The organism is Amycolatopsis sp. NBC_01480, from assembly GCF_036227205.1.
Taxonomy (GTDB): Bacteria; Actinomycetota; Actinomycetes; order Mycobacteriales; family Pseudonocardiaceae; genus Amycolatopsis.
The window spans coordinates 4602134-4626912 of record NZ_CP109442.1; the positions used below are offsets into that span (position 1 = coordinate 4602134).

The window sequence follows — 24779 nt, forward strand, 5'->3', positions numbered from 1 at the left end:
AGCACCATGGGCCGGATCAGCGCGTCCGTCGAACTGCCCATCACGCCGGAGAAGGTGTGGGCGGAGTTCGCGGACCCGAACAACTTCGAGAAGTGGCTGACCATCCACACCAAGTGGAAGGGCGACGTGCCGGCGCGGTTCGAGCTGGGCGCGCAGGTGTCCGAAGTGGTCACGATGCTCGGCATGCCGAACACGATCACCTGGACCGTCGACGAGTACGCCGAGCTGTCGAAGCTCGTCATCTCCGGCACCGGGATGGCCGGGGTGAAGGTGAGTTTCGCGCTGTCCGTGCAGGCCGGCGGCGCCGGGGCGATCGCGGCGATCGACGCCGAGTTCTCCGGGCAGATGATCGTCGGCGCGCTCGGCAAGGCGGTGGAGAAGGACGGCAAGAAGAACCTGGACTCCTCGCTGGAGAACCTCAAGCAGCTGGTCGCGGCCTGATGGCCGAGGGCTTCGACCCGGCCGGGCTGGACCGGTGGACCGACGAAAGCCGGTTCGAGGTCACGCGCGCCCGTCTCGTCGAGTACGCCGAGGCGACCAACGACCCGATCCCCGCCCACCGCGCGGGTGACGTCGCGAGCCCGGTGTTCGCGATCGTGCCCGTGTTCCAGTCGCTGCTGGAGCCCGCGCTGGAGGTGGTGCCGACGGGGCTGTTCGGGCGGGTGGTGCACGGGGAGCAGGATTTCCGTTTCCACCGCCCGATCCGGCCCGGGGACAAACTCGTGTCGCGGGCGAAGATGACCGGTTACGAGGGCCTGCCGAACGGCACTCGCGGCACGGTGTACCTGGAAACCCGCGACGAGGCGGGGGAGTCGGTGAACGAGCAGTACGTGACGTTGTTCGTCCGCGGTTTCGACACCGGCGAGACGCGCGGTGTGCTGGGCCCGGATCACCGTTCGGCGCGTTCGGGCGCGCCTGCTGCAAAGGTGGCGCAACACGTCGACGACGACCAGACGTTCCGCTACGCCCCCGCCGCCGGCGACCCGATGCCGATCCACCTGGACGCCGAGGTGGCTCGCGACGCGGGTCTGCCCGGCATCATCGCGCATGGCTTGTGCACCATGGCTTTCGCGTCGTGGGCGCTGCTGACCTCGGTGGGGGAGCGTCGCCGTCTGCGGCGTTTGGCGGTGCGTTTCGCCAAGCCGGTGCTGCCCGGCTCAGACCTGGACACGACGATCTGGCGCGCCGGTGATCTGGCGTACGCATTCGAAACCGCTGTCGGCGACACCGTTGTCCTGAAGGACGGCCTCGCCGAGTTCACGGATCAGGAGTAAGTGGCATGGGAGCACTGGACGGCCGCGTCGCCGTCATCACCGGCGCGGGCCGCGGCATCGGCCGTGAGCACGCGCTGCTCTTCGCTGCCGAAGGCGCCGCCGTCGTGGTCAACGACCTGGGCGGCGCCAACGACGGCACCGGCGCCGACACCACGCCGGCGCAGGAAGTGGCTGCCGAAATCCGCGCTGCGGGCGGCCAGGCCGTAGCGAACTCCGCGAACGTGACTTCCTGGGCCGAGGCCGCGAGCTTGATCGACCAGGCCGTATCGGAGTTCGGCCGCTTGGACGTGGTCGTCAACAACGCCGGCATCCTCCGCGACGCTTTTGTTGCGGGGATTACGGAAGAGCAGTGGGACGCGGTGATCGCGGTGCACTTGAAGGGACACGCCGCGGTCCTGCATCATGCTGCGGCGTATTGGAAATCCTGTGCCAAGTCGGGTTCTCGGGTGGCTGCTTCGGTGATCAATACGGCTTCTGCTTCCGGTACGACGATGCCCAATCCGGGGCAGGTGAACTACGGTGCTGCCAAGGCTGGTATCGCCGCTATGACTTTGGTGGCTGCGCAGGAGTTGGAGCGGTATGGCGTCCGTGTCAACGCGATCGCTCCTATCGCGCGGACCCGGCTGACTTTGGCTACGCCCGGAATGGGGGCGATCTTCGCGCAGGAGGTGGCGGAGGGGGAGTTCGATGCGTTCTCTCCGGCCAATATTTCGCCGCGGCTGCTTACTTGGCTACTGAGAAGTGTGAGATTAGCGGAAAAGTCTTTGCGGTGCAAGGGGAGGCTATCTCGGAGCTGGCCGGGTGGCATGACGTGAAGGTCGTGGAGACGGAAGGGCCTTGGCGTATCGAGGATATCGCTGCTCGGCTGCCTTGAGGTTTTCGTGTTGGCGGGTCCGAGTCGGATTCTGCGTCCATAGTGGACACTACTCCTTGGTTTCGCGGTTGCTGTTTCTGGATTTTTTGTTGCTGCTTAAGGGGTTTCGATACGCTAACCAAGGAGCACCTGTTCGAGTGATGCATCGAACAGGTGTTCGAGCTACTGTGGTGGTATGGAAAGAACGGAGCAGGTGCCGGTGTGGCAGCTTTCCGAGGAGGAGCTGACCACGGAACTCTTGGTTGTGGAACGGATGTTGTGCCGCGGGTATGCGCGGATGCTGGAGGTGGTCGGTGAGGTAGACCGGCGTGGTGTGGCGGTGGGCAAGGGTTTCCGCAGCACCGCGGTCATGCTCGTGCGCGCATTACGGGTGTCGCACAAGGAAGCCCGCGCTCGCGTCACTCAAGCAACCACTGCGCTGCCGGTGATGCGGGCCGCCCTGGCTGCTGGTGACCTCAACCGTGAGCACGCCGCCGAGATCGCTTCCGTGCTGACTCACGCCCCCGACACGGTCACCTTCGACGACTTGGCTGACACCGAAACCACCCTGGTTACCCTGGCCCGTCAAGCCCCACCTTTCACTGTGCGGAAAACGGCCCAGCGCATCCGTACCTACTGGGACTTCGACGGTGTCGATCCCGGCAAACGCGAACACGACCTGGCCCGGCCCCGTCGCGAGTTCCGCTGTACCCGCACCCGGGATGGCCGTATGCGGTACTCCGGTGAACTCGACGCCGAAATGGCGGACCTGACCGAGCAGCTCTTCACCGTCCTGGCCAAACCCGCTCCCGTTGACCCGTTCGGCAACCCCGACCCCCGCACCCGCTCCCAGCGCCAGGGCGACGCGATCGCCGCCATCCTGGACCTCGCCGCCCGCGCCCCCGAGGTGCCGGTCAAGGCCGGTGAACGCGTCGTCGCCACCGTCACCATCCCCCTGGCTGACCTGCAACGCCGCGCCGGCACCGTCACCCCCGACGGCCACACCCCCATGACCGTCTCCCAGCTGCGCCGCTTGTGCTGTGACGCGAAGGTCCTGCCCGCCGTCCTCAACGGCGCCGGCGAAGTCCTGGACCTGGGTCGTGCCGTCCGCACCGCCACCCCCGCCCAACGACGAGCCCTAGCCGTGCGCGACAAAGGCTGCACCGCCCCCTGGTGCACCAAAGGCCCCAAATGGACCACCCCGCATCACATCGAGTTCTGGGCCAATCTCCAGGGCGGCCCCGGCGGACGAACCGACATCACCAACCTGGCCTCGATCTGCGAAGCCGACCACCGCATCGCCCACCACGAAGGCTGGACCATCCGACTCCGCAACGGCACCGTCGAATGGCTCCCACCCGCCTGGCTCGACCCCCAACGAAGACCCCTCCACAACACCACCCACCACCCACCCCACGCCCAAGCCGCCTGATGACGCACCGGACAAACATGAGCCTCGCGTCACCCGTGCGACCGATCGCACAGGATCGCTTTGTCTCATGGATAGCTCTGCTCCCGCGACCCCGTTGCTCGGCGACCCAGCAACCCCGCGATCCCAGCGACCCTGCAACCCGGCGATCTCCGTGACCCCGCTGTTCGGCGATCCCCGCAACCCCGCAACCCCGCAACCCCGCAACCCCGCAACCCCGCAGCCCGGCGGCTCCGCACCCCCGTGGCCCTGCGACCTCGCGACTCGGCGATCCCGCAGGCCCCGCGACCCCGTTGTGCGGTGACCTCGTTGTACGTTGGTGCTCAGTGGCCGGATGCCTGCGGCCGAAAACCGGAGCCCGGCGCCGATGAATGGACCGAGTCGCTCTGTGGCCACGACTGTGTCAAGCAGCCCCAGCGTGAATCAGTGGTGCAGGTTGCTTGGCCACATCGATCTGCTGGCCGCGTCATGCAACTCGGCGGCGACCCCTTGCCGCAGACACATCTTCGTGCCTGGCAAGAGAGTCGCCGCCGTCATGCTCGGATCCGCAGTCGCGTTCGGACCGCAGTCAAAAGCGGACTTGGGGAGTGGGCTGCCGGTAGAAGCAGCTATTCCTCAGTCACGCTCAATGGCGTGACCCACGACGTCCGGGCCGGGGTGGGCGTGGCCGGAGCCGTCGCGGCGTAGGTCTACTTCGGGGAGTTCCACGGGGTCGCCGTTGCGGGCTGCGCCGGCTGGGCGGGGGCCGATCCAGGCCACGGCCACGCCGGTTTCGCCCTTCAGGAAGCGGTGGGCCCGGACGCCGGCGGTTGCTCGGCCCTTGGCGGGGTACTCGCTGAAGGGGGTCACCTTCACGCTTTGGCCGGTGGCGGTCACGACCATGGGCTCGCCGTGTTCCTCGTCGTCGGTGCGGACTGCGCCGAAGAAGACCGCGCCGGCGCCGGTGGGGAGGTTGATGCCGGCCATGCCGCCGCTCTTCAGGCCCTGCGGGCGGACCAGCGAGGCGGCAAAGCGCAGCAGGGAGGCTTCGGAGGACACGAAGGCCAACGTTTCGCTGCCGTCGGTCAGCCAGGTGGCGCCGACCAGCTCGTCGCCGGGTTTCAGGGAGATGACTTCGAACTCGTCCGAGCGGACGGGCCACTCCGGGGCGCACACCTTCACTACGCCGCCGCGGGTGCCCAGGGCCAGGCCGGGGGAGTCGGCGGCCTGCTCGCCCAGTGGGGCGATGCCGACCACGGTCTCGCCCTTTTCCAGCGGTACCAGCTCTTTCGCGGCCATGCCGCCGCGCAGTGACACCGTGCCGGCCTGCTCCGGGAGGACCGGCAGGGGCAGCACGTCCGTCTTGAACGCGCGGCCGCGGCTGGTCACCAGCAGCACCTGCCCGCGCGCGGTGGTGTGCACGACGGCCGAGACGGCGTCGTGTTTCACGCGGCCGTTGCGGCGGCGGACTTCGGACGCTTCTTCCGACTCGGCGGCCGTTCGCGCGACCAGGCCGGTGGCCGACAGGATCACCTGGCACGGGTCGTCGGTGATCTCCAGCGGGCCGGACGGCTTCGAGGCCGCCAGCACCTCCTTGAGGTCGCCGTCGATCAGGCGGGTGCGCCGCTCGGTCGGGAAGTCCTTCGAGATCTTCGCCAGCTCCGACGAGACGAGCTTCTTCAGCACCGTCTCGTCGTCGAGGATCGTGCTCAGCTCGGCGATCTCCTCGCGCAGTTTGTCCTGTTCGGACTCCAGCTCGAGGCGGTCGTACTTGGTCAGCCGGCGCAGCGGGGTGTCGAGGATGTACGTGGCCTGGATCTCGGAGAGCTTGAAGCGCGACATCAGGCCGTCCTTGGCCGCCTGCGCGTTTTCGCTCTCGCGGATCAGCTTGATGACCTTGTCGATGTTCAGCAGCGCGGTCAGCAGGCCCTCGACCAGGTGCAGTCGCTCCTCGCGCTTGCGGCGGCGGTAGCGCGTGCGCCGCGTGACGACCTCGTAGCGGTGCTTGAGGAAGACCTCCAGCAGCGCCTTGAGCCCGAGCGTGCGCGGCTGGCCGTCGACCAGCACCAGGTTGTTGATGCCGAAGGACTGCTCCAGCGGCGTCAGCCGGTACAGGTCCGCCAGCAGCGCCTGCGGGTTCACGCCCACCTTGCACTCGATGACCAGGCGGGTGCCGTTCTCGCGGTCGGTCAGGTCCTTCACGTCGGCGATGCCGGTGAGCCGCTTGGACTTGTTGACCTCGTCGGTGATCTTTTCGATCACCTTCTCCGGACCGACGCCGTACGGCAGCTCGTTGACCGTGATGGCCTGCCGCCCGCGGCTGCCCTCCAGCGGCCCGGTTTCGACGTTCGCGCGCATCCGCACCACGCCGCGGCCGGTTTCGTACGCGCGGCGCACCTCGTCGAGGCCGAGCAGCGCGCCGCCGGTCGGCAGGTCCGGCCCGGGCACGATCTCCATCAGCTTGTCCAGCGTGGCGTTGGGGTGGTTGATCAGCCACCGCGCCGCGTTGATGATCTCGCCCATGTTGTGCGGGATCATGTTGGTCGCCATCCCGACCGCGATCCCGGACGTGCCGTTCACCAGCAGGTTCGGGAACGCCGCGGGCAGCACTGAAGGCTCCTCCAGCGACCCGTCGTAGTTCGCCCGGAAGTCGACGGTCTCCTCGCCCAGCTCGCCGACGAGCAGCATCGCCTCGGGCGACATGCGGGCCTCGGTGTACCGCGAGGCGGCCGGGCCGTCGTCCGGGCTGCCGAAGTTGCCGTGCCCGTCGATCAGCGGGGCGTTCAGCGAGAAGTCCTGGGCCAGCCGGACCATGGCGTCGTAGATGGCCACGTCGCCGTGCGGGTGGTACTTGCCCATCACGTCGCCGACCACGCGGGACGACTTCACGTACGCGTGCGTCGGCCGGTAGCCGTTCTCGTTCATCGAGTACATGATGCGGCGGTGCACGGGCTTGAGGCCGTCGCGCGCGTCGGGCAGGGCGCGGGAGTGGATGACCGAGTAGGCGTACTCCAGGTAGGAGTCCTCGATCTCGGTCTGCAGCGGGTTGTCGAAGACCTGCGCGCCCGGCCGGTCGAACGCACTCGCGTCCACCCGCGTCACCGGGGTCTTGCTACGGCGAGCCATGGCTCACAACTCCTTGGGAACGAAGGAAAATCAGACGTCGATGGCTTCGCGGTCGACGCGGTCGGAGGATTCGACGAGCCAGTTGCGCCGGGGCTCGACCTTCTCGCCCATCAGCAGCTCCAGCGCGTTTTCAGCGGCTTCCACGTCGTCGAAGCTGATCCGCCGCACGGCGCGGGTGGCCGGGTTCATCGTGGTCTCCCACAGCTCGTCGGCGTCCATCTCGCCGAGGCCCTTGAACCGCTGCACCGGGGTGACGATCTGCTTGCCCGCCCGCTCCAGCTCGGCGAACTTCGTTTCCATCTCGCGCTGGGTGAAGGTGAAGTGCGTCTCCGGGTTGCGGCCCTTGGTGACCAGCTTGTGCAGCGGCGGCATGGCCGCGTACAGCCGGCCGTCCTCGATCGCCGGGCGCATGTACTTGGCGAACAGCGTGATCAGCAGGGTGCGGATGTGCGAGCCGTCGACGTCCGCGTCGGCCATCAGGATCACCCGGCCGTAGCGCATGGTGCTCAGGTCGAACGTGCGCCCGGTGCCCGCGCCGAGCACCTGCACGATCGACGCGATCTCGGCGTTCTTCAGCGTGTCGCCGAGCGAGGCCTTCTGCACGTTCAGGATCTTGCCGCGCAACGGCAGCAGCGCCTGGTACTCCGAGACCCGCGCCATCCGCGCGCTGCCGAGCGCGCTGTCGCCCTCGACCAGGAACAGCTCGCTGCGGGAGACGCCGGTGGTGCGGCAGTCGACCAGCTTCGGCGGCATCGCCGCGCCCTCGAGCGCGGTCTTGCGCCGGGCGGCGTCCTTCTGCTGCTTCTGGGTGAGCCGCACGCGCGCGGCGTCGACCACCTTCTGCAGCACGACCTTCGCCTCGGACTTGGTCTTGCGGTCCTCGACCCACGCCTTGATGTGCTTGTCGACCACGCCCTGGATCACCCGCGTGATGCCGGCGGTGGACAGCTCGTCCTTGGTCTGCGAGGTGAACTGCGGCTCCGGGATGCGCACGTGGATCACCGCGGTCATGCCCTCGAGCGCGTCCTCCAGCGTCGGCGGGTCCTCCTTGGGCTTGAGCAGCCCGCGGGTCTTGCCGATCGCCTCCTGCAGCGATTTGGTGACGGCGCGGTCGAAGCCGCGCCGGTGGGTGCCGCCGTGCACGTTGCGGATGGTGTTGGTGAAGCACTCGACGGTGCGCTCGTAGCCGGTGCCCCAGCGCAGCGCCACCTCGACCTCGGCGCGACGCTCCACATTGGACTGCATCACGCCGCTGGCGTCGGCCGCGTTCTCCTTGTACATGCCCTCGCCGTTGATGACCAGGGTGCCGCAGACCGGCTTCTCGCCGTCCGGGGAGAGGAAGTCGACCATGTCCACCAGCCCGTGCGGGAAGTGGAAGGTCTCCTCGTTGATCGTGTCCTCGATGGCGGTGCGCAGCACGTACGTGACGCCCGGGACGAGGAACGCGGTGTTGCGCAGCTTCGCGCGCACGCCCTCGACATCAAGTGAAGAACCCGTTTCGAAGTACCGCGTGTCGTACCAGTAGCGGATCGACGTGCCGCTGCGCTCGCCGCGCTTCATCTTGCCGGCCAGGGTGAGGCCGGAGCGGCGGGTGAACTTGGCCTTGGGGCCCGGGCCGTCGAACGTGCCGGGCACGCCGTGCGCGAACGACATCTGGTGCACCTGGCCGTTTTGCTTCACCGTGACGTCGAACCGGTGCGACAGCGCGTTCACCGCCGACGCGCCGACGCCGTGCAGCCCGCCGGAGGTCTTGTAGCCGGAGCCGCCGAACTTGCCGCCGGCGTGCAGCCGCGTGAGCACCAGCTCGACGCCGGAAAGGCCGGATTTGGCGTGCGTGCCGGTGGGGATGCCGCGCCCGTCGTCGTCCACCTGCACGCTGCCGTCCGCGTGCAGGGTGACCACGACGCGGCTCGCGTGGCCGGCCACGCCCTCGTCGGTCGAGTTGTCCACGACCTCGGAGAAGAGGTGGTTGATGCCGCGGCTGTCGGTGGAGCCGATGTACATCCCGGGCCGTTTGCGGACCGCTTCCAGGCCTTCGAGATGGGTCAGGTCGTCGGCCCCGTACAGAGTTTCAGCAGTCACGAGGTCGCTCTCCCGGATCAAGGCAGCTGGCGGTGGACAGGGTTCGGTGCGCACGCCGGAGCTGTGCTCCCGGGCTGACACCGTACTGCAGGATATCCGCACCCACCGACAGCTTCCGCGCCCTCGGGGCCGGGTGTGGTGGCGCAGCGTGTCCCAGGTCACCGGTATGGTCAAGAAGGAATACATCTTGCGCGCGAGTGGTTGAGCGGGTCAGCAGGGCCGGGAGCGGCCACCACAGCGCAGCAGAGCCAGCGAGAACCAGCGTCGAGGAGCGGTCATGCAGTTCGGAATCTTCACGGTGGGCGACGTCACGACGGACCCCACCACGGGCAAGGCGCCGTCGGAGCACGAGCGCATCAAGGCGATGGTCCGGATCGCCCTCAAGGCCGAGGAGGTCGGCCTGGACGTATTCGCCACGGGGGAGCACCACAACCCGCCGTTCGTGCCGTCGTCGCCGACCACCATGCTCGGCTTCATCGCGGCGCAGACGGAGAAACTGGTGCTGTCGACCTCGACCACGCTGATCACCACGAACGACCCGGTGAAGATCGCCGAGGACTTCGCGATGCTGCAGCACCTGGCCGAGGGCCGCGTGGACCTGATGATGGGCCGCGGCAACACCGGGCCGGTCTACCCCTGGTTCGGCCAGGACATCCGGCAGGGCATCCCGCTCGCCATCGAGAACTACGCGCTGCTGCGCCGGCTCTGGCGCGAGGAAGTGGTGGACTGGGAAGGCAAGTTCCGCACCCCGTTGCAGGGCTTCACCTCCACCCCGCGCCCGCTCGACGACGTGCCGCCGTTCGTCTGGCACGGCTCGATCCGCAGCCCGGAGATCGCCGAGCAGGCCGCGTTCTACGGCGACGGCTTCTTCGCCAACCACATCTTCTGGCCGACGCAGCACTACCAGCAGCTGATCGCCTTCTACCGCCAGCGCTACGAGCACTACGGCCACGGCCAGGCCGACCAGGCCATCGTCGGCCTCGGCGGGCAGGCGTTCATCCGGCCCAAGTCGCAGGACGCGTGGAACGAGTTCCGGCCGTACTTCGACCAGGCGCCGGTGTACGGGAACGGCCCGTCGCTGGAGGACTTCACCGAGCAGACGCCGCTGACCGTCGGCAGCCCGCAGGAGGTCATCGACAAGACGCTGACCTTCCGTGAGCACTTCGGCGACTACCAGCGCCAGCTGTTCCTGATGGACCACGCCGGCCTGCCGCTGAAGACCGTGCTGGAGCAGCTCGACCTGCTCGGCGAAGAGGTCGTCCCGGTGCTGCGCAAGGAGCTCGAGGCGAAGCGCCCCGCGCATGTTCCGGACGCGCCCACGCACGAGTCGCTGAAAGCCGCGCGTGACAGCGAAAACGCCCTCGTCTGAGCCGCCGGAGTCGTCTGAGCCCCGAGTTTTCGAGTCTGGAGAAGAGAAAATGACCGCACGCACCATCGCCGTGGTCACCGCCGGGCTGAGCCAGCCGTCGTCGACGCGGCTGCTGGCCGACCGGCTGGCGGAGGCCACCCGCGCCGCGCTGGGCCCCGAGACCACGGTCGAGGTGATCGAGCTGCGCGACGTGGCCGTGGACGTCACCAACAACATGCTCACCGGATTCCCCAGCCCGCGGTTGCGCGAGGCGATCGACACCGTGACGCGGGCCGACGGGCTGATCGCCGTCACGCCGGTGTTCACCGCTTCGTACAGCGGGCTGTTCAAGTCCTTCTTCGACGTGCTGGACAAGGAAGCCCTCGACGGCAAGCCGGTGCTGCTGGCCGCGACAGGCGGTACGGAACGGCACTCGCTCGTGCTGGACTTCGCCCTGCGCCCGCTCTTCGCTTACCTTCGCGCTACGCCGGTGGCGACGGGTGTGTACGCGGCTTCGTCGGACTGGGGCAGCGTCGCCGCGACGGGCGCGTTGCAGCAGCGCGTCGAGCGCGCGGCGGGAGAGCTGGCGGCGCTGGTCTCGGCGGCACCCGAGTCCGTGGCCGAGCCGGAGTTCGCGTCGGTCCCGTTCGAGCAGCTGCTTTCCGGTGGGGTGTAAGGGTTTCAGTCCACCAGGTCGCTGATGCGGCGGGCGAGGAACCGGCGGTCCGCCTCGGTGGTGGCCAGGTCCAGCGCCTGCCGGAAGGCCTCGGCGGCCTCCGTCCGACGGCCGAGCCGGCGCAGCAGATCACCGCGGGTGGCGGGCAGCAGGTGGTAGCCCGCCAGCCGCGGATCCTCTTGCATGGCCGTCACCAGCGCGAGCCCCGCTTCGGGGCCGTCCGCCATGGCGACGGCCACCGCGCGGTTCAGCTCCACGACCGGTGACGGCAGGCGTTTCGCCAGCTCCCCGTACAGCGCCGCGATCTGCGGCCAGTCGGTCGCTTCGGCGGTGGGCGCGCTCGCGTGACAGGCCGCGATCGCCGCTTGCAGCTGGTACGGCCCGGCCGAGCCGCGGCGCCGGGCCGTCTCGGTCAGGGCCTTTTCCACCAGCGGCAGCCCTTCCTCGATCGCGGCCGCGTCCCAGCGGGAACGGTCCTGGTCCTCGAGCGTGACGAGTTCGCCGTCTTCGTCGAGGCGCGCTTCGCGGCGTGAGGATTGCAGCAGCATCAACGCCAGCAGGCCCTCGATCTCCGGCTCGGCCGGCATCAGCTCCGCCAGGATGCGGGCGAGCCGGATGGCCTCCGCGCACAGCTCGTGGCGGGCGGGCCCGTAACCCTCGTTGAACAGCAGGTACAGCACACCCAGCACGGCCGTCGTCCGCTCCGGCAGCAGGTGCGCGGGCGGCACGCGGTAGGGGATTCCGGCCTCGCGGATCTTGCGTTTCGTCCGCACCAGCCGTTGCGACATCGTGGACTCGCTGACCAGGAACGCCCGCGCGATCTCCGACGTGGTCAGCCCGCCGAGCGTGCGCAGCGTCAGCGCGACGCGGCCCTCGAGCGGCAACGCCGGGTGACAGCAGGTGAACATCAGCCGTAGCCGGTCGTCCTGGACGCCGCTGGGGTCGGCGTCCGGTTCGTCGTGCGAAGCGAGCGTCGCGACGTCGCGGAGCTTCGCCGCTTCGGTGGCGCTTCGCTTGAGACGCGTCAGGGCGTGGTTGCGCGCCGTGGTCGTGAGCCAGGCGCCCGGCCGGTCGGGAATGCCGTCGCGCGGCCAGCGTTCGAGCGCGCGGGCCATCGCCTCCTGCGCGCACTCCTCGGCCAGGTCCCAGTCCCCGGTCAGCCGGATCAGCGTGGCGACCACCCGGCCGCCCTCCTCGCGGAAGGCGGCCGTGACCGCGGCCTCGGTGTTCAGGCCTGCTCCGGCTCTTCAGACGGCGCTTCGAACGGCCACAACGGACGGACCTCGATGGGGCCCCACAACGCGGCCGGGTGCTTCGACGCGACCTCGATCGCCTCGTCCAGGTCCGCGCACTCCAGCAGGTCGAAGCCGAGGATCTGCTCCTTCGTCTCGGCGAAGGGCCCGTCCGAAAGCAGCACCTCGCCGTCCTTCACGCGCACGGTGGTCGCCATGCTCGCGGGCCGGAGCCGGTCGCCCATCAGGCGCACGCCGCGCCCGTCCATTTCGTCCACCCAGGATTCGGTGGCCGGGTCGGCGGGGCCGTCCTCGGGCGGCTTGCTGCCCTCGTGGCTCTGGCCGCAGATCAGCAACATGTAGCGCATCGGATCGCTCCTTCTCTCGGGTGTTTCCTACCGCGCCTGGGGCGCGAGGTCGAGCCGGCGGGGCTTCAGGGTGGTCGCGCCGGCCAGGGCGCCGAGCGCGGCGAGTGCCGCCGCGACGGCGAACGCCGGGCCGTCGGCCAGCGTTGTGGCCACTGTGGACAGTGCGGCGACGCCGATCGCGCCGCCGACCTGGAACGCCGCGGTGTTGACGCCCGAAGCGACTCCGGCGTCCGGTTCGGCGGCGCCGGCCAGCGCCGCGGTGGACCCGGCGAGCCCGCCGCTGCCCAGCCCGAACCCGACCAGCGCCAGCCCGGGCACCAGGCCGAGCAGGTACGAGCCGCCCGGCGACACCATGGTCAGCATCAGGCAGCCGACGGCCACCGAAACCAGGCCTGCGACGGCGACGGGCCGGTAGCCGAACCGCGTCACCGCGGCCTGCCCGGCGGACGCGCCGACGATCGCGAGCACGGGCAGCGCGGTGGCCGCGAGCCCGAACGCCAGCGGGGACAGGCCGAGTTCCCGCTGCGCGTATTCGGAGACGGTGAGCGAGGTGCCGAACACCGCCATCGCGCCCGCCAGCGTCACCAGGTTCCCGCCGGTGACCAGGCGGGACCGGAACAGTCCCAAGGGGACCAGCGGCGCCGCCGAGCGTCGTTCGGTCGCGGCGAACACCAGGAACAGCCCGGCGGAAACGGCCAGCAGCACCAGGGTCCACGGGCTGGTCCAGCCGGCCACCGGCGCGCGGGTCAGCGCGAGGAGGCCACAGGCCAACGCCGCGGTGACGGTCACCGCGCCCGTCACGTCGAAGCCGCGCGCGGTGCGTTCCCGGCTCTCCCGCAGCAGGCCCGCGCCCGCCAGCAGCAGCCCGGCGGCCACGGGCACGTTCAGGAAGAACACCCACGGCCAGCCCAGCGCGCGGGTCAGCGCGCCACCGACGATGAGCGCGGCCGTCGCGCCGATCCCGCCGACCGAGGACCACGCCGCGATGGCGCGGTTGCGCTCGGCGCCGTCCGGGAACGTGGTCAGTACCAGCGAAAGCGCGCTCGGTGCCATCAACGCGGCCGAAACGCCTTGCAGCACGCGTGCGCCGATCAGCATCGCGGGCGTCCAAGCCAGTCCGCACAGCAGCGACGAAACGAGGAACAAAGCCGTCCCGCACAGGAAAACCCGGCGTCGTCCGGCGAGGTCCGCGACGCGGCCACCGAGCAGCAGCAGGCCGCCGAAGCTGAGCATGTACGCGGTGAGCACCCACTGCGCGTTGCCGGCGGCGAAGCCCAGCGCCCGGTCGATCGAGGGCAGCGCGAGCAGCACGATCTGCGAGTCGAGGATGACCATGAAGTTGGCCGTGCAGAGCACGGCGAGCGCCGCCCAGCGGCGGGGGTCGGGCTGGTTCACGAGGAGTCTCCTTCCCGGTCTGTCACCACCCCGACCATCGGGAAGCACCGGAATCGACAGTCCGGGCGGAGTTTTTTGAAACTTAAGTAGTTACTTGACTATCGGCGGGGGCACGCGGATAGTCAAGGACATGGTTAACGATTCGGACTGGCTCGACCGGGTCTTCCAGGCACTGGCCGACTCCACCCGGCGCGAGCTGGTCGAACGGCTGGTCCGCGGGCCGGCCGCGGTGAGCGAGCTGGCCCGGCCGTTCGCCATGTCGCTGCCCGCGGTGATGCAGCACCTCCAGGTGCTCCAGGACTGCGGGCTGGTGCGCTCGGAGAAGAACGGCCGGGTCCGCACCTGCCGGCTCGAGCCGGCGGGGCTGCGGCTGGCGCAGGAGTGGCTGGGCGCGCAGCGCACCGACTGGGAGCGCCGGCTGGACCAGCTCGGCGATTTCCTCACCGAAACCGATCAAGGACCCGACCAAGGGAGCACGAGATGACCGACGTCTTCACCAAGCACAGCACGTTCACGCTCGAACGCCGTTACCCGGCGCCGCCGGCGAAGGTGTTCGCCGCCTGGTCCGACCCCGAGACCAAGGCCGCCTGGTTCGCCACGCCCGGCGGCCAGCACAGCCTGGACTTCCGCGTCGGCGGGCAGGAGGTGAACGCCGCGCGCGGGCTGGTGTTCACCGCCGAATACCACGACATCGTGCCGGGGGAGCGGCTCGTCTACTCGGGCACCATGCGCTCGCCCGCCGGGATCATCACCACGATTTCGGTGACCACCATCGAACTGGAGTCCGACGGCGACGGCACGCACCTGGTCCTCACCGAGCAGGGCACTTTCCTCGACGGACACGAGGACCCGTCCTGGCGCGTGCAGGGCACTGGCGACTGGCTCGACCAGCTGGGCGTCTACCTGGCCGGGTAGTCCGGGCCCGGAGCGGGCAGACTGGCGGAATCGGACACGGGAGGGGAAAGCGCGTGGGAGTCGGCAAACCGGTGAAGCGGGTGGTGGCCGCGGTGGCCGGCGGAGTGCTGGTGGCCGTCGGCGTGGTGCTGCTGGTGCTGCCCGGACCCGGGCTGCTGCTGGTGCTCGCGGGGCTGATCGTGCTGGCCTCGGAGTTCCCGGCGCTGCAGAAGTTCGTCGACCCCGTGCGCAAGCGCGCGATGAAGGCGGCGGAGGACAGCGTCGCGTCACCGCTGCGGATCGCGGGCTCGGTGCTCGCCGGTCTGGCCCTGATCGCCGCCGGGGTGGTGTGGGGGCTGGTGAAGACGCTCCCGTTCGGCGGCTGGAGCGCGGGCTCGAGCCTGATCCTGTCCGGGCTGATCCTGTTCACGTTGCTGATCTGGAGTTACCGCCGGGTTCAGGCCCGTCGTGCTGCGCCGCAGCCGGCGCCGAGTGAGCCCGCGCCGGAGGCCTAGCCGACCGTCCCCGGCCCGGTGATGACAACCGTCTGGCTGAGGAATTTGGCGCCCGGGCCGCAGTGGTCCTTGACGTCGACCTCGTTGACGTTGACGGTCAAGTCGAAGTGGCCGCTGATCCCCTGGTACGCCCCGGTGCCCGACCCCGCCTCGATGGGCGCCGTGCCGGTGGCCGTCACCAGGCCCGAGCAGGTGGTGGTGTTCGACGGGAAGTGCGTGAAGGCGTCGACGAGCTTCTTGTCGATGTCCGCGATGTTGATCCGGAACTTGCCCCGGGTGAGGTTCAGGTCGATTTCGGTGCGCTGGCCGTGCGCGTCGCCGTTCGAGAGGAGGCTCACCGCGTCGCCGTAGTCACCGATCGCGCCGGTGAGCACGACCTTCGCCTTGGTCCCGTCGTTGTCGCTGTAGTCCGTGAAATTCACGTTGCCGTTGTCCGGCGCGGCGGCGGGCGCCGCAGCCGGACCACACCCGCTCAACGTCAGGGCGGCGAGGGTGAACACGATGGTGAACGCAGCCGTTTTGCGCATGGCTTCAGTGTGTTGGCGTTCGGTCGGCGGGACATCGGGGAAGTCACCCAATGGACCCTGAGAAGGCCAGGCCGAGCGAGTGACGAGCGGGCCGTTAAAAGACTGCCGGGCTGCTATTCTCGGCCCGGTGAGCGCCGGTTTCCAGCGCGCGCGGCGGCCCGAGCAGATCGAGGCCCGGCGCGTCACGATCCTCGAGACGGCGACCGCGATGCTGCGCGAGCGGCCGGTCGCTGAGATCAGCCTGCGTGAGCTGAGTGACCGCGTGGGGCTGGCGAAATCCAACGTGCTGCGCTACTTCGACAGCCGCGAGGCGATTTTCCTCGAGGTGCTGGACCAGGTGTGGCGGGCATGGCTCGACGGCGTCGAGCGGGAGCTGGCCGAGCCGGCCGAGGACGGGCCGGGGTACGCGCGCGAAGAGCGGGTCGCCGCAACGATCGCGCGGTCGCTGCGCGCAGACCGGTTGCTGTGCGAACTCATCAGCGCCATGGCTTCGGTGCTGGAGCGCAACATCTCCATCGAGTTCGCGCGCGGCTTCAAGGCACGCGCGGCCGCCAACACCGGCCGCCTCGCCGAGCTGGTCCGGGCCCGGGTGCCGGAGCTGTCGGCCGAGGGCGCGAACCACTTCGCGGTCGCCGCTTTTGTTGTGGTGGCGGGATTGTGGCCGTTCGCCAACCCGACCGAGGCGGTCGCGTGCGCGGCGGCCGAACTCGGCGCGCCGCCCGCGTCGCGGATGTTCGCGGACGGCCTCACCGAGGGCCTGGTCAACCTGCTGGTCGGTCTCGTCGCCCGGCAGCGGTGATGTCGCGCGGCTCGAGGATCTGCTGCGGATAACCGTCGGCGGTGACGGACACCATCGCGCGGCCCAGCTTCTCCGTTGTGGTGACGGTCGCGGGCGCCACCCGTCGCAGCAACGACAACAGCGGCCCGGTGAACCGGTAGATCGACCGGTACAGCTGGGTTTTCGAGGTGATCCCGTGCAACGGCTGGACCACGCCGGGGCGGAAGAAGTACGTGGTGAGCGGCAGCCGCTTCAGCGCGTTTTCCGTGGCGCCCTTGACCCGCGCCCAGCGGATGCGCCCGCGCTCGCTGCTGTCGGTGCCGGCGCCCGAGACGTAGATGAACGTGCTGTGCGGCCGTGTGGCCGCCAGCGTCCGGGCGACGGAAAGCGTGAGCTGGTAAGTGATCCGCTCGTACTCCTCGGCCGGCATGCCCGCGGAGGAGACGCCGAGGCAGAAGAAACACGTGTCGTAACGGGAGAGTTCGGCAGTGTGCGCGCCCAGGTCCGTGAGGTCTTCGGGGACCAGCTCGGTCAGCTTCGGGTGCACGGTGCCGGTGGCCGTCCGCCCGACCGTGAGGACCTGCTCGACGCGGTCGTCGGTCAGGCACTCCCGCAGCACGCCCTGCCCGACCATGCCGGTCGCGCCGAACAACAGCACCTTCATGCGCCGGTCACCGGCAGCAGCCCGCGCTCGCCGAACACCTTCTTGGCGACGAGCGTGGCGTTCAGCGACTTCGGGAACCCGCAGTAGCCCGCCGCCTGCAGCAGCGCCTCGATGATCTCCGCCGGCGTAAGCCCGACGTTCAGCGCGGTGCCGATGTGCACCTCCAGCTGCGGCTCGCACCCGCCGAGCGCGGTCAGCATGCCGATCGTCAGCAGCTGCCGGTCCCGCGGCACCAGCCCGGGCCGCGAGTAGATCTCCCCGAACCCCCAGGAGACGATCTGCCGGGCCAGGTCCGGCGCTACGTCGCCGAGCGAGTCGATCACCCGCTGGGCGCTGCCGTCTCCGATGGCGTCCATGGTCCGGACGCCGAGTTCGTACCGCTCTTCTTCGGTCATGCCCTGTTCCTACCAGTGAAAGACGCGGAAGGCCGCCACGAGCGAACCCGTGGCGGCCTTCATCGAGCACCGAGCACTCACGCACCGGAGCTGTACAGCGTCGCCACCTCCTGCTCGGTCAGCGCGCGGTCGTAGACGTGCACCTGGTCGACGGCGCCGTTGAGGTAGTCGACCGGGTTGCCGCCGAACTGGCCGCGGCCGATCACCGTGTGACCGGTCGACGCCTCACCGAGGCAGACGTTGCGGCTCACGGCCTGCTTGCCGTCCACGTACAGCGCGAGCTGGCCGGTGGCGGCGTCGCGGACACCGACCAGGTGGTACCAGCGGCCGGCTTCCGGCGTCATCGGCGCGAGGGCCCGCACCCCGACGAAGCTGAACGCCAGCTTGTGGTCCGCGCCCGAGTACTGCAGGAAGAACGCGCTGTGGTCACCGCCGTCCTGGCTCACCACGGTCTGGAAGCCGTCGCCCAGCGCGGTGAACTTCACCCACGCCGCGACGCTGTAGCTGCCGTCCGTCTTGAGCAGCGGCGCGCCGGTGTCGGCGTACTGGCCGGAGCCGTTCACCGCCAGCGCCGAGCCGCTGTGGCCCGCCGTCCAGCCGGCGCCGCCGACGAGGGTGGCGTTGTGGCCGCCGACCGTGTCGGCCGCCGTGGTGCCGGTGTTCTCGTCGAACGGGTACGCGGCGATGCCGTCGATACCCGGGGTGCCCTGCGAGGCGACCGGGCCCTGGACCGGTGCGCCGGTCGCGCCCTTGATCACCGCCTGGTTCGCCGCGTGCACCGCCGCGAAGTCCATCTTCTTCACCTGACGGTCGTAGGTGAGGAAGCCGTTGACCTCCTTCTCGACGTCCGTGGTCTGCGTGTACACGCCGGCCGAGACGCCGCATTGCTGGGCCGCGAGCAGAAGCCGTTGCTGGAGCTCGCCGTACCGCTTCGTCAGGGTCGCGCTGTCCGGCTCCATTTCGTACGCGAAGCTGCCGGCCGGGTCGAACTGGTGCCCGTCGACCTTGAGCCCGAGCCCGCCGTACTCACCATCGACGGCGGCTCTCGTCGCGTCCGGTGTCGGCGTGCCTGGACCGGTGTAGGTGTGGTCGTCGTAGATGTTCCCGCGGCCGCTGTCCGGTTCGGACCGGCAGCAGTTCACCCCGGATTCGGCGTCCACCAGCCGGGTCGGGTCCCAGGACTTGACCTCGTCGGCGATCCGGCCGACCTGGTAGTCGCCCCAGCCCTCGTTGAACGGCACCCAGGTGACGATCGACGGGAAGCTCCGGTGCTGGTCGATCATCCGGTGCATCTCGGACTCGAAGTTCACCTGCGCGGCCGGGGTCGCGTCGACGTCGTCCTTCATCGCCGGCATGTCCTGCCACACCATCAGCCCGAGCTTGTCCGCGTAGTAGTACCAGCGGTCCGGCTCGACCTTGATGTGCTTGCGCACCATGTTGAAGCCGAGCGCCTTCTCCTGCTGCAGGTCGAACTTCAGCGCGGCGTCGGTCGGCGCGGTGTAGATGCCGTCCGGCCAGAAGCCCTGGTCGAGCGGGCCCAGCTGCATGACGAACTTGCCGTTGAGCAGCATGTGCTGCTTGCCGTCCGCGGTCTTGCCGACCGAGATCGAGCGCAGCCCGAAGTACGAGCCGACACTGTCCCCTGAGGACAGTGACACCCGCAGGTCGTACAGGAACGGGTCGTCCGGCGTCCACAGATGGGGCTTGTCCACCTTGAGCTGCAACGGTTTGTTCGCCTCACCGGTGGCCCGGCCGACCACCCGGCCGTGGTCGTAGGCGATGGCTTCGACGCGCTGGCGCACCGGGCCGCCGACCTGCGCGGTCACCGTCACCGAGCCGTTCGCGACGTCCGGCGTGGTGTCGACGCGGTCGATGTGCGCGGGCGTGACCGGCTCCAGCCACACGGTCTGCCAAATGCCGGACGACGGGGTGTAGAAGATCCCGTCGCCGGGCTGGCGCTGCTTGCCCAGCGGCTGGCCGCCGGCGTCGTTCGGGTCGGCGACCCCGACCACGATCTCCTGGTCCTTGGCCGTGGTCAGCGCGTCGGTGACGTCCACGGAGAACGCGTCGTACCCGCCGGTGTGGTGGGTGACCTCGCGGCCGTTGACGTACACCGTGGCGTCCCAGTCCACGGCCTGGAAGTGCAGCAGCAGCCGCTGGCCGCGGCCGCCGACCTGCCAGTTGTTCGGCACCTGGAACGTGCGCCGGTACCACATTTGCGTTTCGTGGCGCATGATCCCGGACAGCGCGGACTCCACCGGGTAAGGCACGAGGATCCGCTCGCCCAGCGAGCGGCCGATCGGCGGCGCCTCACCGGGCTGGGCCTTCGCGAACTCCCAGACGCCGTTGAGGTTCTGCCACTTGTCACGGGTCTGCTGCGGGCGCGGGTAGTCCGGCAGCGCGTTGGTGGGCGAGACCTGGTTCGTCCACGGGGTGGTCAACGGTGGCGTCAGCCGTTGCCATTGCGGGGAAGCCGCGGCCGTGGCCGGGGCGCTCGAGAGACCGGACAGCACCACGGCGAGCGCGGCCGCCGCCGTGGCCCATCGGCCGGGTCTGCGGGCAGGACGGAACATCGTCGAACCTCCTGTGTGTGACGGGGTCAGGACCGGCGAGAACGAGCTAGCAGACGCTGGATCACGACGACGATCAGCAGGAACGCGCCGCTGACCACCGTCTGGTAGTTGGAGTCGAGGGTGCCGACCTGGTTGATCACGTTCTGGATCAGGATGCGCAGCAGCACGCCCACGAGCGTGCCGATGATCGTGCCGGCGCCGCCGGTCAGCAGGGTGCCGCCGATGACCACCACCGAGATCGCGTCCAGCTCCGTGCCGACGCCGAGCACCGTGACGCCGGACTGGAGGTACGCCGCGGTGAGCACGCCGGCCAGCCCGGCCAGGGTGCCGCTGAGCGTGTAGAGCGCGATTTTGGTGCGCACCACGGGAAGGCCCATCAGCAACGCGGACTGCTCGGCGCCGCCGAGCGCGAACACCGACTGCCCGAACCGCGTCCGGCGCAGCACCACCCCGCCGATCGCGAAGAGGATCAGCGCGAGGTACACCGGCACGCCGATGCCGAAGACCGTGCCCTGGCCCAGCCACAGGAACGCGGAGCCGACCGGGACCTTGTACGTGGTGGCGCCCTCGTTCGTCAGCGCGAGCAGCAGTCCGCGCGCGAACAGCAGCGAGGCCAGTGTGACGATGAACGGCGCCATCTTCGTGCGGGCGATCAGCAGCCCGTTCACCAGCCCGATCAGCGCGCAGACCACCAGCGGCAGCACGATCGCGACGAGCAGGCCGTACTGCGAGCCGTACGCGGCCAGCACGCCGCCGAGCGCGTACACCGAGCCGACGGACAGGTCGATGCCGCCGGAGATGATCACAAACGTCATGCCCAGCGCGATCACCGCCAGGAACGAGCCCTGCAACGCGAGGTCACGCAGGTTGTCGGCGGAGCCGAAGCGCGGGAAGGCGAACCACGCGGCGATGATCCCGAGCACCAGCACCACGGCGGCGCCCTGCCGCTGGATCACCCCGGCGAACTGGGCACCGCGCCCGGAGCCCGCGGTGTCGGTTTCGGTGACGGCGGTCATCGGCTGCTCCGCTCACGGGCGACGTAGACGGCCGCGACGATGATGGCCGCCTGGACCATCTGCGCGGCCGAGTCCGGCAGGTTGTGCTTGATCAGGGTGGCGTGCACCAGCTGCATCAGCAGCGCGCCGAACACCGTGCCGAGCACCCGCACCCGGCCGCCGGTCAGCGGCGTGCCGCCGACCACCACGGCGGTGATCGCGGACAGCTCCATCAGCAGGCCGAGGTCGTTGGGGTCGCTCGCGCCGAGCCGCGCCGTGGACAGCACCCCGGCGATGGCCGCGAGCGCGCCGGAGATCACGTACACGCCCATCAGCACGCGCTTGACCGGCAGCCCGGCCAGCGTCGCGGCCGGCCGGTTGCCGCCGACCGCCACCAGGTGACGGCCGAACGTGGTGCGCCGCACCAGCAATCCGGCCAGTGCGGCGAGCACCGCGGCGACGAGCACCATCACCGGGATTCCTGCCACCTCGCCGGTGCCGAGCGCGAGGAAGTCCTGGTTGTGCAGCTCGACGAGCTGGCCGTGCGCGATCACCAGCGCCAGCCCGCGTCCGCCGACGAGCAACGCCAGCGTCGCGATGATCGGCTGGATGCCCAGGCGCGCCACCAGGAAACCGCTGAACAGCCCGGAAACCACACCCGCGATCACGGCCACGATGACCGCGGTGACCGGCCCGGCGCCGAGGTACAGCGGCACCAGCGCCGCGGCCACCGACATCACCGAGCCGACCGACAGGTCGATGCCCTCGGTGCCGATCACCAGCGCCATGCCGAGCGCGACGATGCACACCGGCGCGGCCTGCACCAGCTGCGTGCGGAAGTTGGCCGCGGACAGGAAGTTCTCCGTGAAGAAGAGGTTGAACAGCAGCAGGACAAACACGGCTAGGTAGACGCCGTAGGTTTGGAGCCAGCTCGCAAGGGATTGTGAGTGTTTGTGACGGTTAGAACCGTCCTGAACACTCACGAGTTCTTCAGTGACCATCTTCGCCCCCCGCCGCGATCGCGGCCAGCACGTTGTCCTCGGTGATGGCCTCGCCGGTCAGCTCGCCGGCGACGGAGCCGTCGCGCAGCACCACCACGCGGTCGGCGCCGTCGAGCAGCTCTTCCAGCTCCGAGGAGATCAGCAGCACGGCCAGGCCCTCACGGGCCAGCTCGTCGATCAGGGCCTGGACCTCGGCCTTCGCGCCGACGTCGATGCCGCGCGTGGGCTCGTCCAGCAGCAGGATCTTCGGCCCGGTGGCGAGCCAGCGGGCCAGCAGCACCTTCTGCTGGTTGCCGCCGGAGAGCTCGGACACCTTCTGCTCCGGGCTCGACGCCTTGATCCGCAGCCGGTCCATGAACGTCTTCACCACCCGGTCCTGCTTGGCCCGGCTGACAAACCCCAAGGTGGACAAAGAAGGCAGCGCGGCCAGCACGATGTTCTCGCGCACGGACAGGTTCGGGATGATCCCGTCGGCCTTGCGGTCCTCGGCGAGCAGGGCGATCCCGGCCCGCATGGCGGCCGCGATCCGCCCGCGTTTCAACGGCTTCCCGGCCACCAGCACGGTGCCGCCGTCGAGCGGGAACGCGCCGACCAGCGCCCGCGCCGTCTCACTGCGCCCGGACCCGAGCAGCCCGGCCAGCCCGACGACCTCACCGGGCCGCACGCTGACCGAGACGTCGTGCAGCTTGTGGCCGCCGGAGAGGTTTTCCGCGCGCAGCAACGGCTCCTGCTCGGCATGATGCTCTTCGCCGAACGCGGTGACGCCCTCGGCGCGGATCTGCCGGATCTCCCGGCCCAGCATCATGGACACCAGCTCGATCCGCGGCAGCGGCTTCAACGGTCCACTGTGGACGACCTTGCCGTCGCGCAGCACCGTGACGCTGTCGCAGACCCGGTACAGCTCGTCGAGCCGGTGGCTCACGTAGATCACCGCGATGCCCTCGGCGTGCAGCCGGGCCAGCACCTCGAACAGCGTGTCCACCTCGCGCGGCTCGAGCGAGGACGTCGGCTCGTCCATCACCACCACGCCGGCGTCCGTGGACACCGCCCGGGCCAGCGCGACCATCTGCTGCGCGCCGACGCCGAGCGTGTGCAGCGGGCGCCGCACGTCGGCCTCGATCCCGTACCCCTTGAGCAGCTCGCGCGCGTCCGCGTTCAGCTTCGCCCAGTCCACCAGGCCCGCGCGGGTGCGCGGCTCGCGGCCGAGGAACACGTTGCTCGCGATGCTCATCAGCGGGACGAGGTTGACCTCCTGGTAGATCGTGGAGATGCCGGCGCGCTGCGCGTCGATCGGCCGGCGGAACCCGACCGGTGTGCCGAGGTGGCGGATCTCGCCCTCGTCCGGCCGGTACACGCCGGTGAGGACCTTGATCAAAGTGGACTTGCCGGCGCCGTTCTCCCCGACCAGGGCGTGGACCTCGCCCCGGCGCAGGGAGAACGAGACGTCGTCGAGGGCCACCGTGCCGGGGAACCGCTTGGTCACCCCGGCCACCTCGAGCACCGGTGCGGACGTGGTCACCACGTCCTCGTCGGCCGTGCTCGTCATCAGAACGCGTTCCCGACCTTCTGGGCCGCGTTCGACTCGTCGTAGGAGTCATCGGAGATCACGATGCTCGGCGCGATCGGCTGCCCGTCCTCGAACTGCTGCAGCGTCTGGAAGGCGAGCTGGCCGAAGCGCGGGTTCGACTCGATCACGGCGTTGTAGCTGCCGTCGGCGATCAGCTGCACGGCGTTGCGCGTGCCGTCGACCGACACCACCTTGACGTCCTTGCCCGGCGCCTTGCCCGCGGTCTTCAGCGCGTTCACCGCGCCGATGCCCATCTCGTCGTTCTCCGCGTACACGGCGGTGAGGTCGGGGTGGGTCTGGATCAGCTGCTCCATCACGGACTGGCCCTTGGACCGGTCGAAGTCGCCGGTCTGCTCGGCCACCACGGACAGGCCGGGGGCCTTGGCCAGCTCGTCCTTGAAGCCCTTGGTGCGGTCGGTGGTCACGTTGTTGCCGGACGAGCCGAGCAGGATCGCGACCTTGCCGGTGCCGCCGGTCGACTTGACCAGCGCGGCGGCGGCGCGGTGGCCCTGCTGCACGAAGTTGGAGCCGATGAACGTCAGGTAGTCGGTGCACGGCTTCGAGGTCACCTGGCGGTCGATGGTGACCACGGGGACCTTCTTGGCCTTCGCCGCGTCGAGCGCCGGCGCCAGGCCGTCGGAGTTCAGCGGGGCCACGATGAGCAGCTGCGCGCCTCGGTCGAGCAGCGACTTGATGTCGCTGATCTGCTTGTTGAGGTCGCTCTGCGCGTTGGTGGTGAGCAGGTGGCCGGCCGGGATGCCGAGCTTGGTCGCCTCGTCGCGGATGGACTGCGTCTCGGCGATCCGGAACGGGTTGGCCTCCTTCTCCGACTGGGAGAAGCCGACGATCGCGGTCTTCGGGTCGATCTTGGGGTAACCGGTCTTGGCCAGCGTGCAGCCGTCGGCCGTCGGGGCTGCCGAAGCGGCCGACGCGGCCGGCCCGGCGCCGTTGGAGGGCGCGGACGAGGTTTGCTCGCGGCTGGTGCAGCCGGTGAGGACGAGGGCCGCGGCGGCACCGGTCACGAGGACCAGCCGGGTGCGGCGGGCAGGGGCGGACAGGGACACGGTGGACTCCTCGGGACAGCTACGACGATGACCCGCTCACCGGG

23 protein-coding genes are annotated in these 24779 nt (G+C 69.7%); 10 read left to right on the plus strand and 13 right to left on the minus strand.

Annotated features, from left to right (window positions below; translation table 11 throughout):
* The first annotated feature begins 6 nt into the window (after positions 1–6).
* From OG371_RS22125 to OG371_RS22140, 4 genes are all read left to right on the plus strand, one after another.
* Positions 7–441, plus strand: a complete 435-nt coding sequence (locus tag OG371_RS22125; protein WP_329072113.1) for a type II toxin-antitoxin system Rv0910 family toxin — start codon at positions 7–9, stop codon at positions 439–441.
* Positions 441–1274 (plus strand): MaoC/PaaZ C-terminal domain-containing protein, encoded by an 834-nt coding sequence (locus tag OG371_RS22130; RefSeq protein ID WP_329072115.1) that lies wholly within the window; start codon positions 441–443, stop codon positions 1272–1274. The genes OG371_RS22125 and OG371_RS22130 overlap by 1 nt, the downstream gene beginning before the upstream one ends.
* 5 nt (positions 1275–1279) lie before the next feature.
* Entirely contained in the window at positions 1280–2089 is an 810-nt protein-coding gene (locus OG371_RS22135) for an SDR family NAD(P)-dependent oxidoreductase (protein WP_329072118.1), read from the plus strand.
* Positions 2090–2323: 234 nt separating this feature from the next.
* Positions 2324–3559: an HNH endonuclease signature motif containing protein gene (locus OG371_RS22140; RefSeq protein ID WP_329072120.1), complete on the plus strand. Its 1236-nt coding sequence runs from the start codon at positions 2324–2326 to the stop codon at positions 3557–3559.
* Between the two features lie 612 nt (positions 3560–4171).
* Here the strand turns inward: OG371_RS22140 and OG371_RS22145 are convergent.
* Both OG371_RS22145 and OG371_RS22150 read right to left on the minus strand, forming a co-directional pair.
* Positions 4172–6661 carry a DNA gyrase/topoisomerase IV subunit A gene (locus OG371_RS22145; protein WP_329072122.1) on the minus strand — a complete coding sequence of 830 codons (2490 nt, stop codon included), beginning with the start codon at positions 6659–6661 and terminating at the stop codon, positions 4172–4174.
* A 30-nt stretch (positions 6662–6691) separates the two neighbouring features.
* Positions 6692–8743, minus strand: coding sequence for a DNA gyrase/topoisomerase IV subunit B (locus tag OG371_RS22150; RefSeq protein WP_329072124.1), 2052 nt, complete (start codon positions 8741–8743; stop codon positions 6692–6694).
* Between the two features lie 277 nt (positions 8744–9020).
* Between OG371_RS22150 and OG371_RS22155 the strand changes: the two genes are divergently transcribed.
* A complete protein-coding gene (locus tag OG371_RS22155) occupies positions 9021–10112 on the plus strand; it encodes an LLM class flavin-dependent oxidoreductase (RefSeq protein ID WP_329072126.1) in 1092 nt (363 codons plus the stop codon).
* Between the two features lie 49 nt (positions 10113–10161).
* Positions 10162–10767, plus strand: coding sequence for an FMN reductase (locus OG371_RS22160; protein ID WP_329072128.1), 606 nt, complete (start codon positions 10162–10164; stop codon positions 10765–10767).
* Between the two features lie 5 nt (positions 10768–10772).
* Here the strand turns inward: OG371_RS22160 and OG371_RS22165 are convergent, their stop codons facing one another.
* Genes OG371_RS22165 through OG371_RS22175 form a run of 3 tightly spaced genes read right to left on the minus strand, consistent with a single transcriptional unit; the run spans position 10773 to position 13762 of the window.
* Entirely contained in the window at positions 10773–11999 is a 1227-nt protein-coding gene (locus OG371_RS22165) for an RNA polymerase sigma factor (protein ID WP_329073246.1), read from the minus strand.
* The gene (locus tag OG371_RS22170; protein ID WP_329072129.1) at positions 11996–12367 is read right to left on the minus strand and encodes a YciI family protein; all 372 of its coding nucleotides are present in this window, start codon (positions 12365–12367) and stop codon (positions 11996–11998) included. The genes OG371_RS22165 and OG371_RS22170 overlap by 4 nt, the downstream gene beginning before the upstream one ends.
* Positions 12368–12394: 27 nt before the next feature.
* Entirely contained in the window at positions 12395–13762 is a 1368-nt protein-coding gene (locus OG371_RS22175; RefSeq protein WP_329072130.1) for an MFS transporter, read from the minus strand.
* Between the two features lie 130 nt (positions 13763–13892).
* Here OG371_RS22175 and OG371_RS22180 point away from each other — a divergent pair, with 130 nt between their 5' ends.
* From OG371_RS22180 to OG371_RS22190, 3 genes are read left to right on the plus strand one after another with little or no spacing between them, the layout of a single operon-like run.
* Positions 13893–14246: an ArsR/SmtB family transcription factor gene (locus tag OG371_RS22180; protein WP_329072132.1), complete on the plus strand. Its 354-nt coding sequence runs from the start codon at positions 13893–13895 to the stop codon at positions 14244–14246.
* Entirely contained in the window at positions 14243–14677 is a 435-nt protein-coding gene (locus OG371_RS22185; RefSeq protein ID WP_329072134.1) for an SRPBCC domain-containing protein, read from the plus strand. Before OG371_RS22180 ends, OG371_RS22185 begins: the two co-directional genes overlap by 4 nt.
* A 53-nt stretch (positions 14678–14730) precedes the next feature.
* Positions 14731–15171 (plus strand): PGPGW domain-containing protein, encoded by a 441-nt coding sequence (locus OG371_RS22190; RefSeq protein ID WP_329072136.1) that lies wholly within the window; start codon positions 14731–14733, stop codon positions 15169–15171.
* On the opposite strand, the gene OG371_RS22195 is transcribed toward OG371_RS22190, so the two are convergent.
* Complete coding sequence (locus OG371_RS22195) at positions 15168–15698, minus strand: hypothetical protein (protein ID WP_329072139.1); 531 nt, start codon at positions 15696–15698, stop codon at positions 15168–15170. The genes OG371_RS22190 and OG371_RS22195 overlap by 4 nt on opposite strands.
* Before the next feature lie 127 nt (positions 15699–15825).
* On the opposite strand from OG371_RS22195, the gene OG371_RS22200 reads away from it, so the two are divergent.
* Positions 15826–16497: a TetR/AcrR family transcriptional regulator gene (locus OG371_RS22200; RefSeq protein WP_329072140.1), complete on the plus strand. Its 672-nt coding sequence runs from the start codon at positions 15826–15828 to the stop codon at positions 16495–16497.
* Here the strand turns inward: OG371_RS22200 and OG371_RS22205 are convergent.
* The 7 genes from OG371_RS22205 to OG371_RS22235 all read right to left on the minus strand — a co-directional run bounded on the left by OG371_RS22205 (position 16460) and on the right by OG371_RS22235 (position 24729).
* Positions 16460–17140 (minus strand): epimerase, encoded by a 681-nt coding sequence (locus OG371_RS22205; RefSeq protein WP_329072142.1) that lies wholly within the window; start codon positions 17138–17140, stop codon positions 16460–16462. The two genes, OG371_RS22200 and OG371_RS22205, sit on opposite strands and share 38 nt — an antisense overlap.
* The gene (locus OG371_RS22210; protein WP_329072144.1) at positions 17137–17535 is read right to left on the minus strand and encodes a carboxymuconolactone decarboxylase family protein; all 399 of its coding nucleotides are present in this window, start codon (positions 17533–17535) and stop codon (positions 17137–17139) included. The genes OG371_RS22205 and OG371_RS22210 overlap by 4 nt, the downstream gene beginning before the upstream one ends.
* Before the next feature lie 77 nt (positions 17536–17612).
* The gene (locus OG371_RS22215; RefSeq protein ID WP_329072146.1) at positions 17613–20108 is read right to left on the minus strand and encodes a LamG-like jellyroll fold domain-containing protein; all 2496 of its coding nucleotides are present in this window, start codon (positions 20106–20108) and stop codon (positions 17613–17615) included.
* Between the two features lie 26 nt (positions 20109–20134).
* On the minus strand, positions 20135–21124 hold the full coding sequence (locus tag OG371_RS22220) for an ABC transporter permease (RefSeq protein WP_329072147.1): 990 nt from the start codon (positions 21122–21124) through the stop codon (positions 20135–20137).
* A complete protein-coding gene (locus tag OG371_RS22225; RefSeq protein ID WP_329072149.1) occupies positions 21121–22002 on the minus strand; it encodes an ABC transporter permease in 882 nt (293 codons plus the stop codon). Before OG371_RS22225 ends, OG371_RS22220 begins: the two co-directional genes overlap by 4 nt.
* Positions 22003–22093: 91 nt before the next feature.
* A complete protein-coding gene (locus OG371_RS22230; RefSeq protein ID WP_329072151.1) occupies positions 22094–23650 on the minus strand; it encodes a sugar ABC transporter ATP-binding protein in 1557 nt (518 codons plus the stop codon).
* Complete coding sequence (locus OG371_RS22235) at positions 23650–24729, minus strand: ABC transporter substrate-binding protein (protein ID WP_329073247.1); 1080 nt, start codon at positions 24727–24729, stop codon at positions 23650–23652. The genes OG371_RS22230 and OG371_RS22235 overlap by 1 nt, the downstream gene beginning before the upstream one ends.
* Positions 24730–24779: the final 50 nt, after the last annotated feature.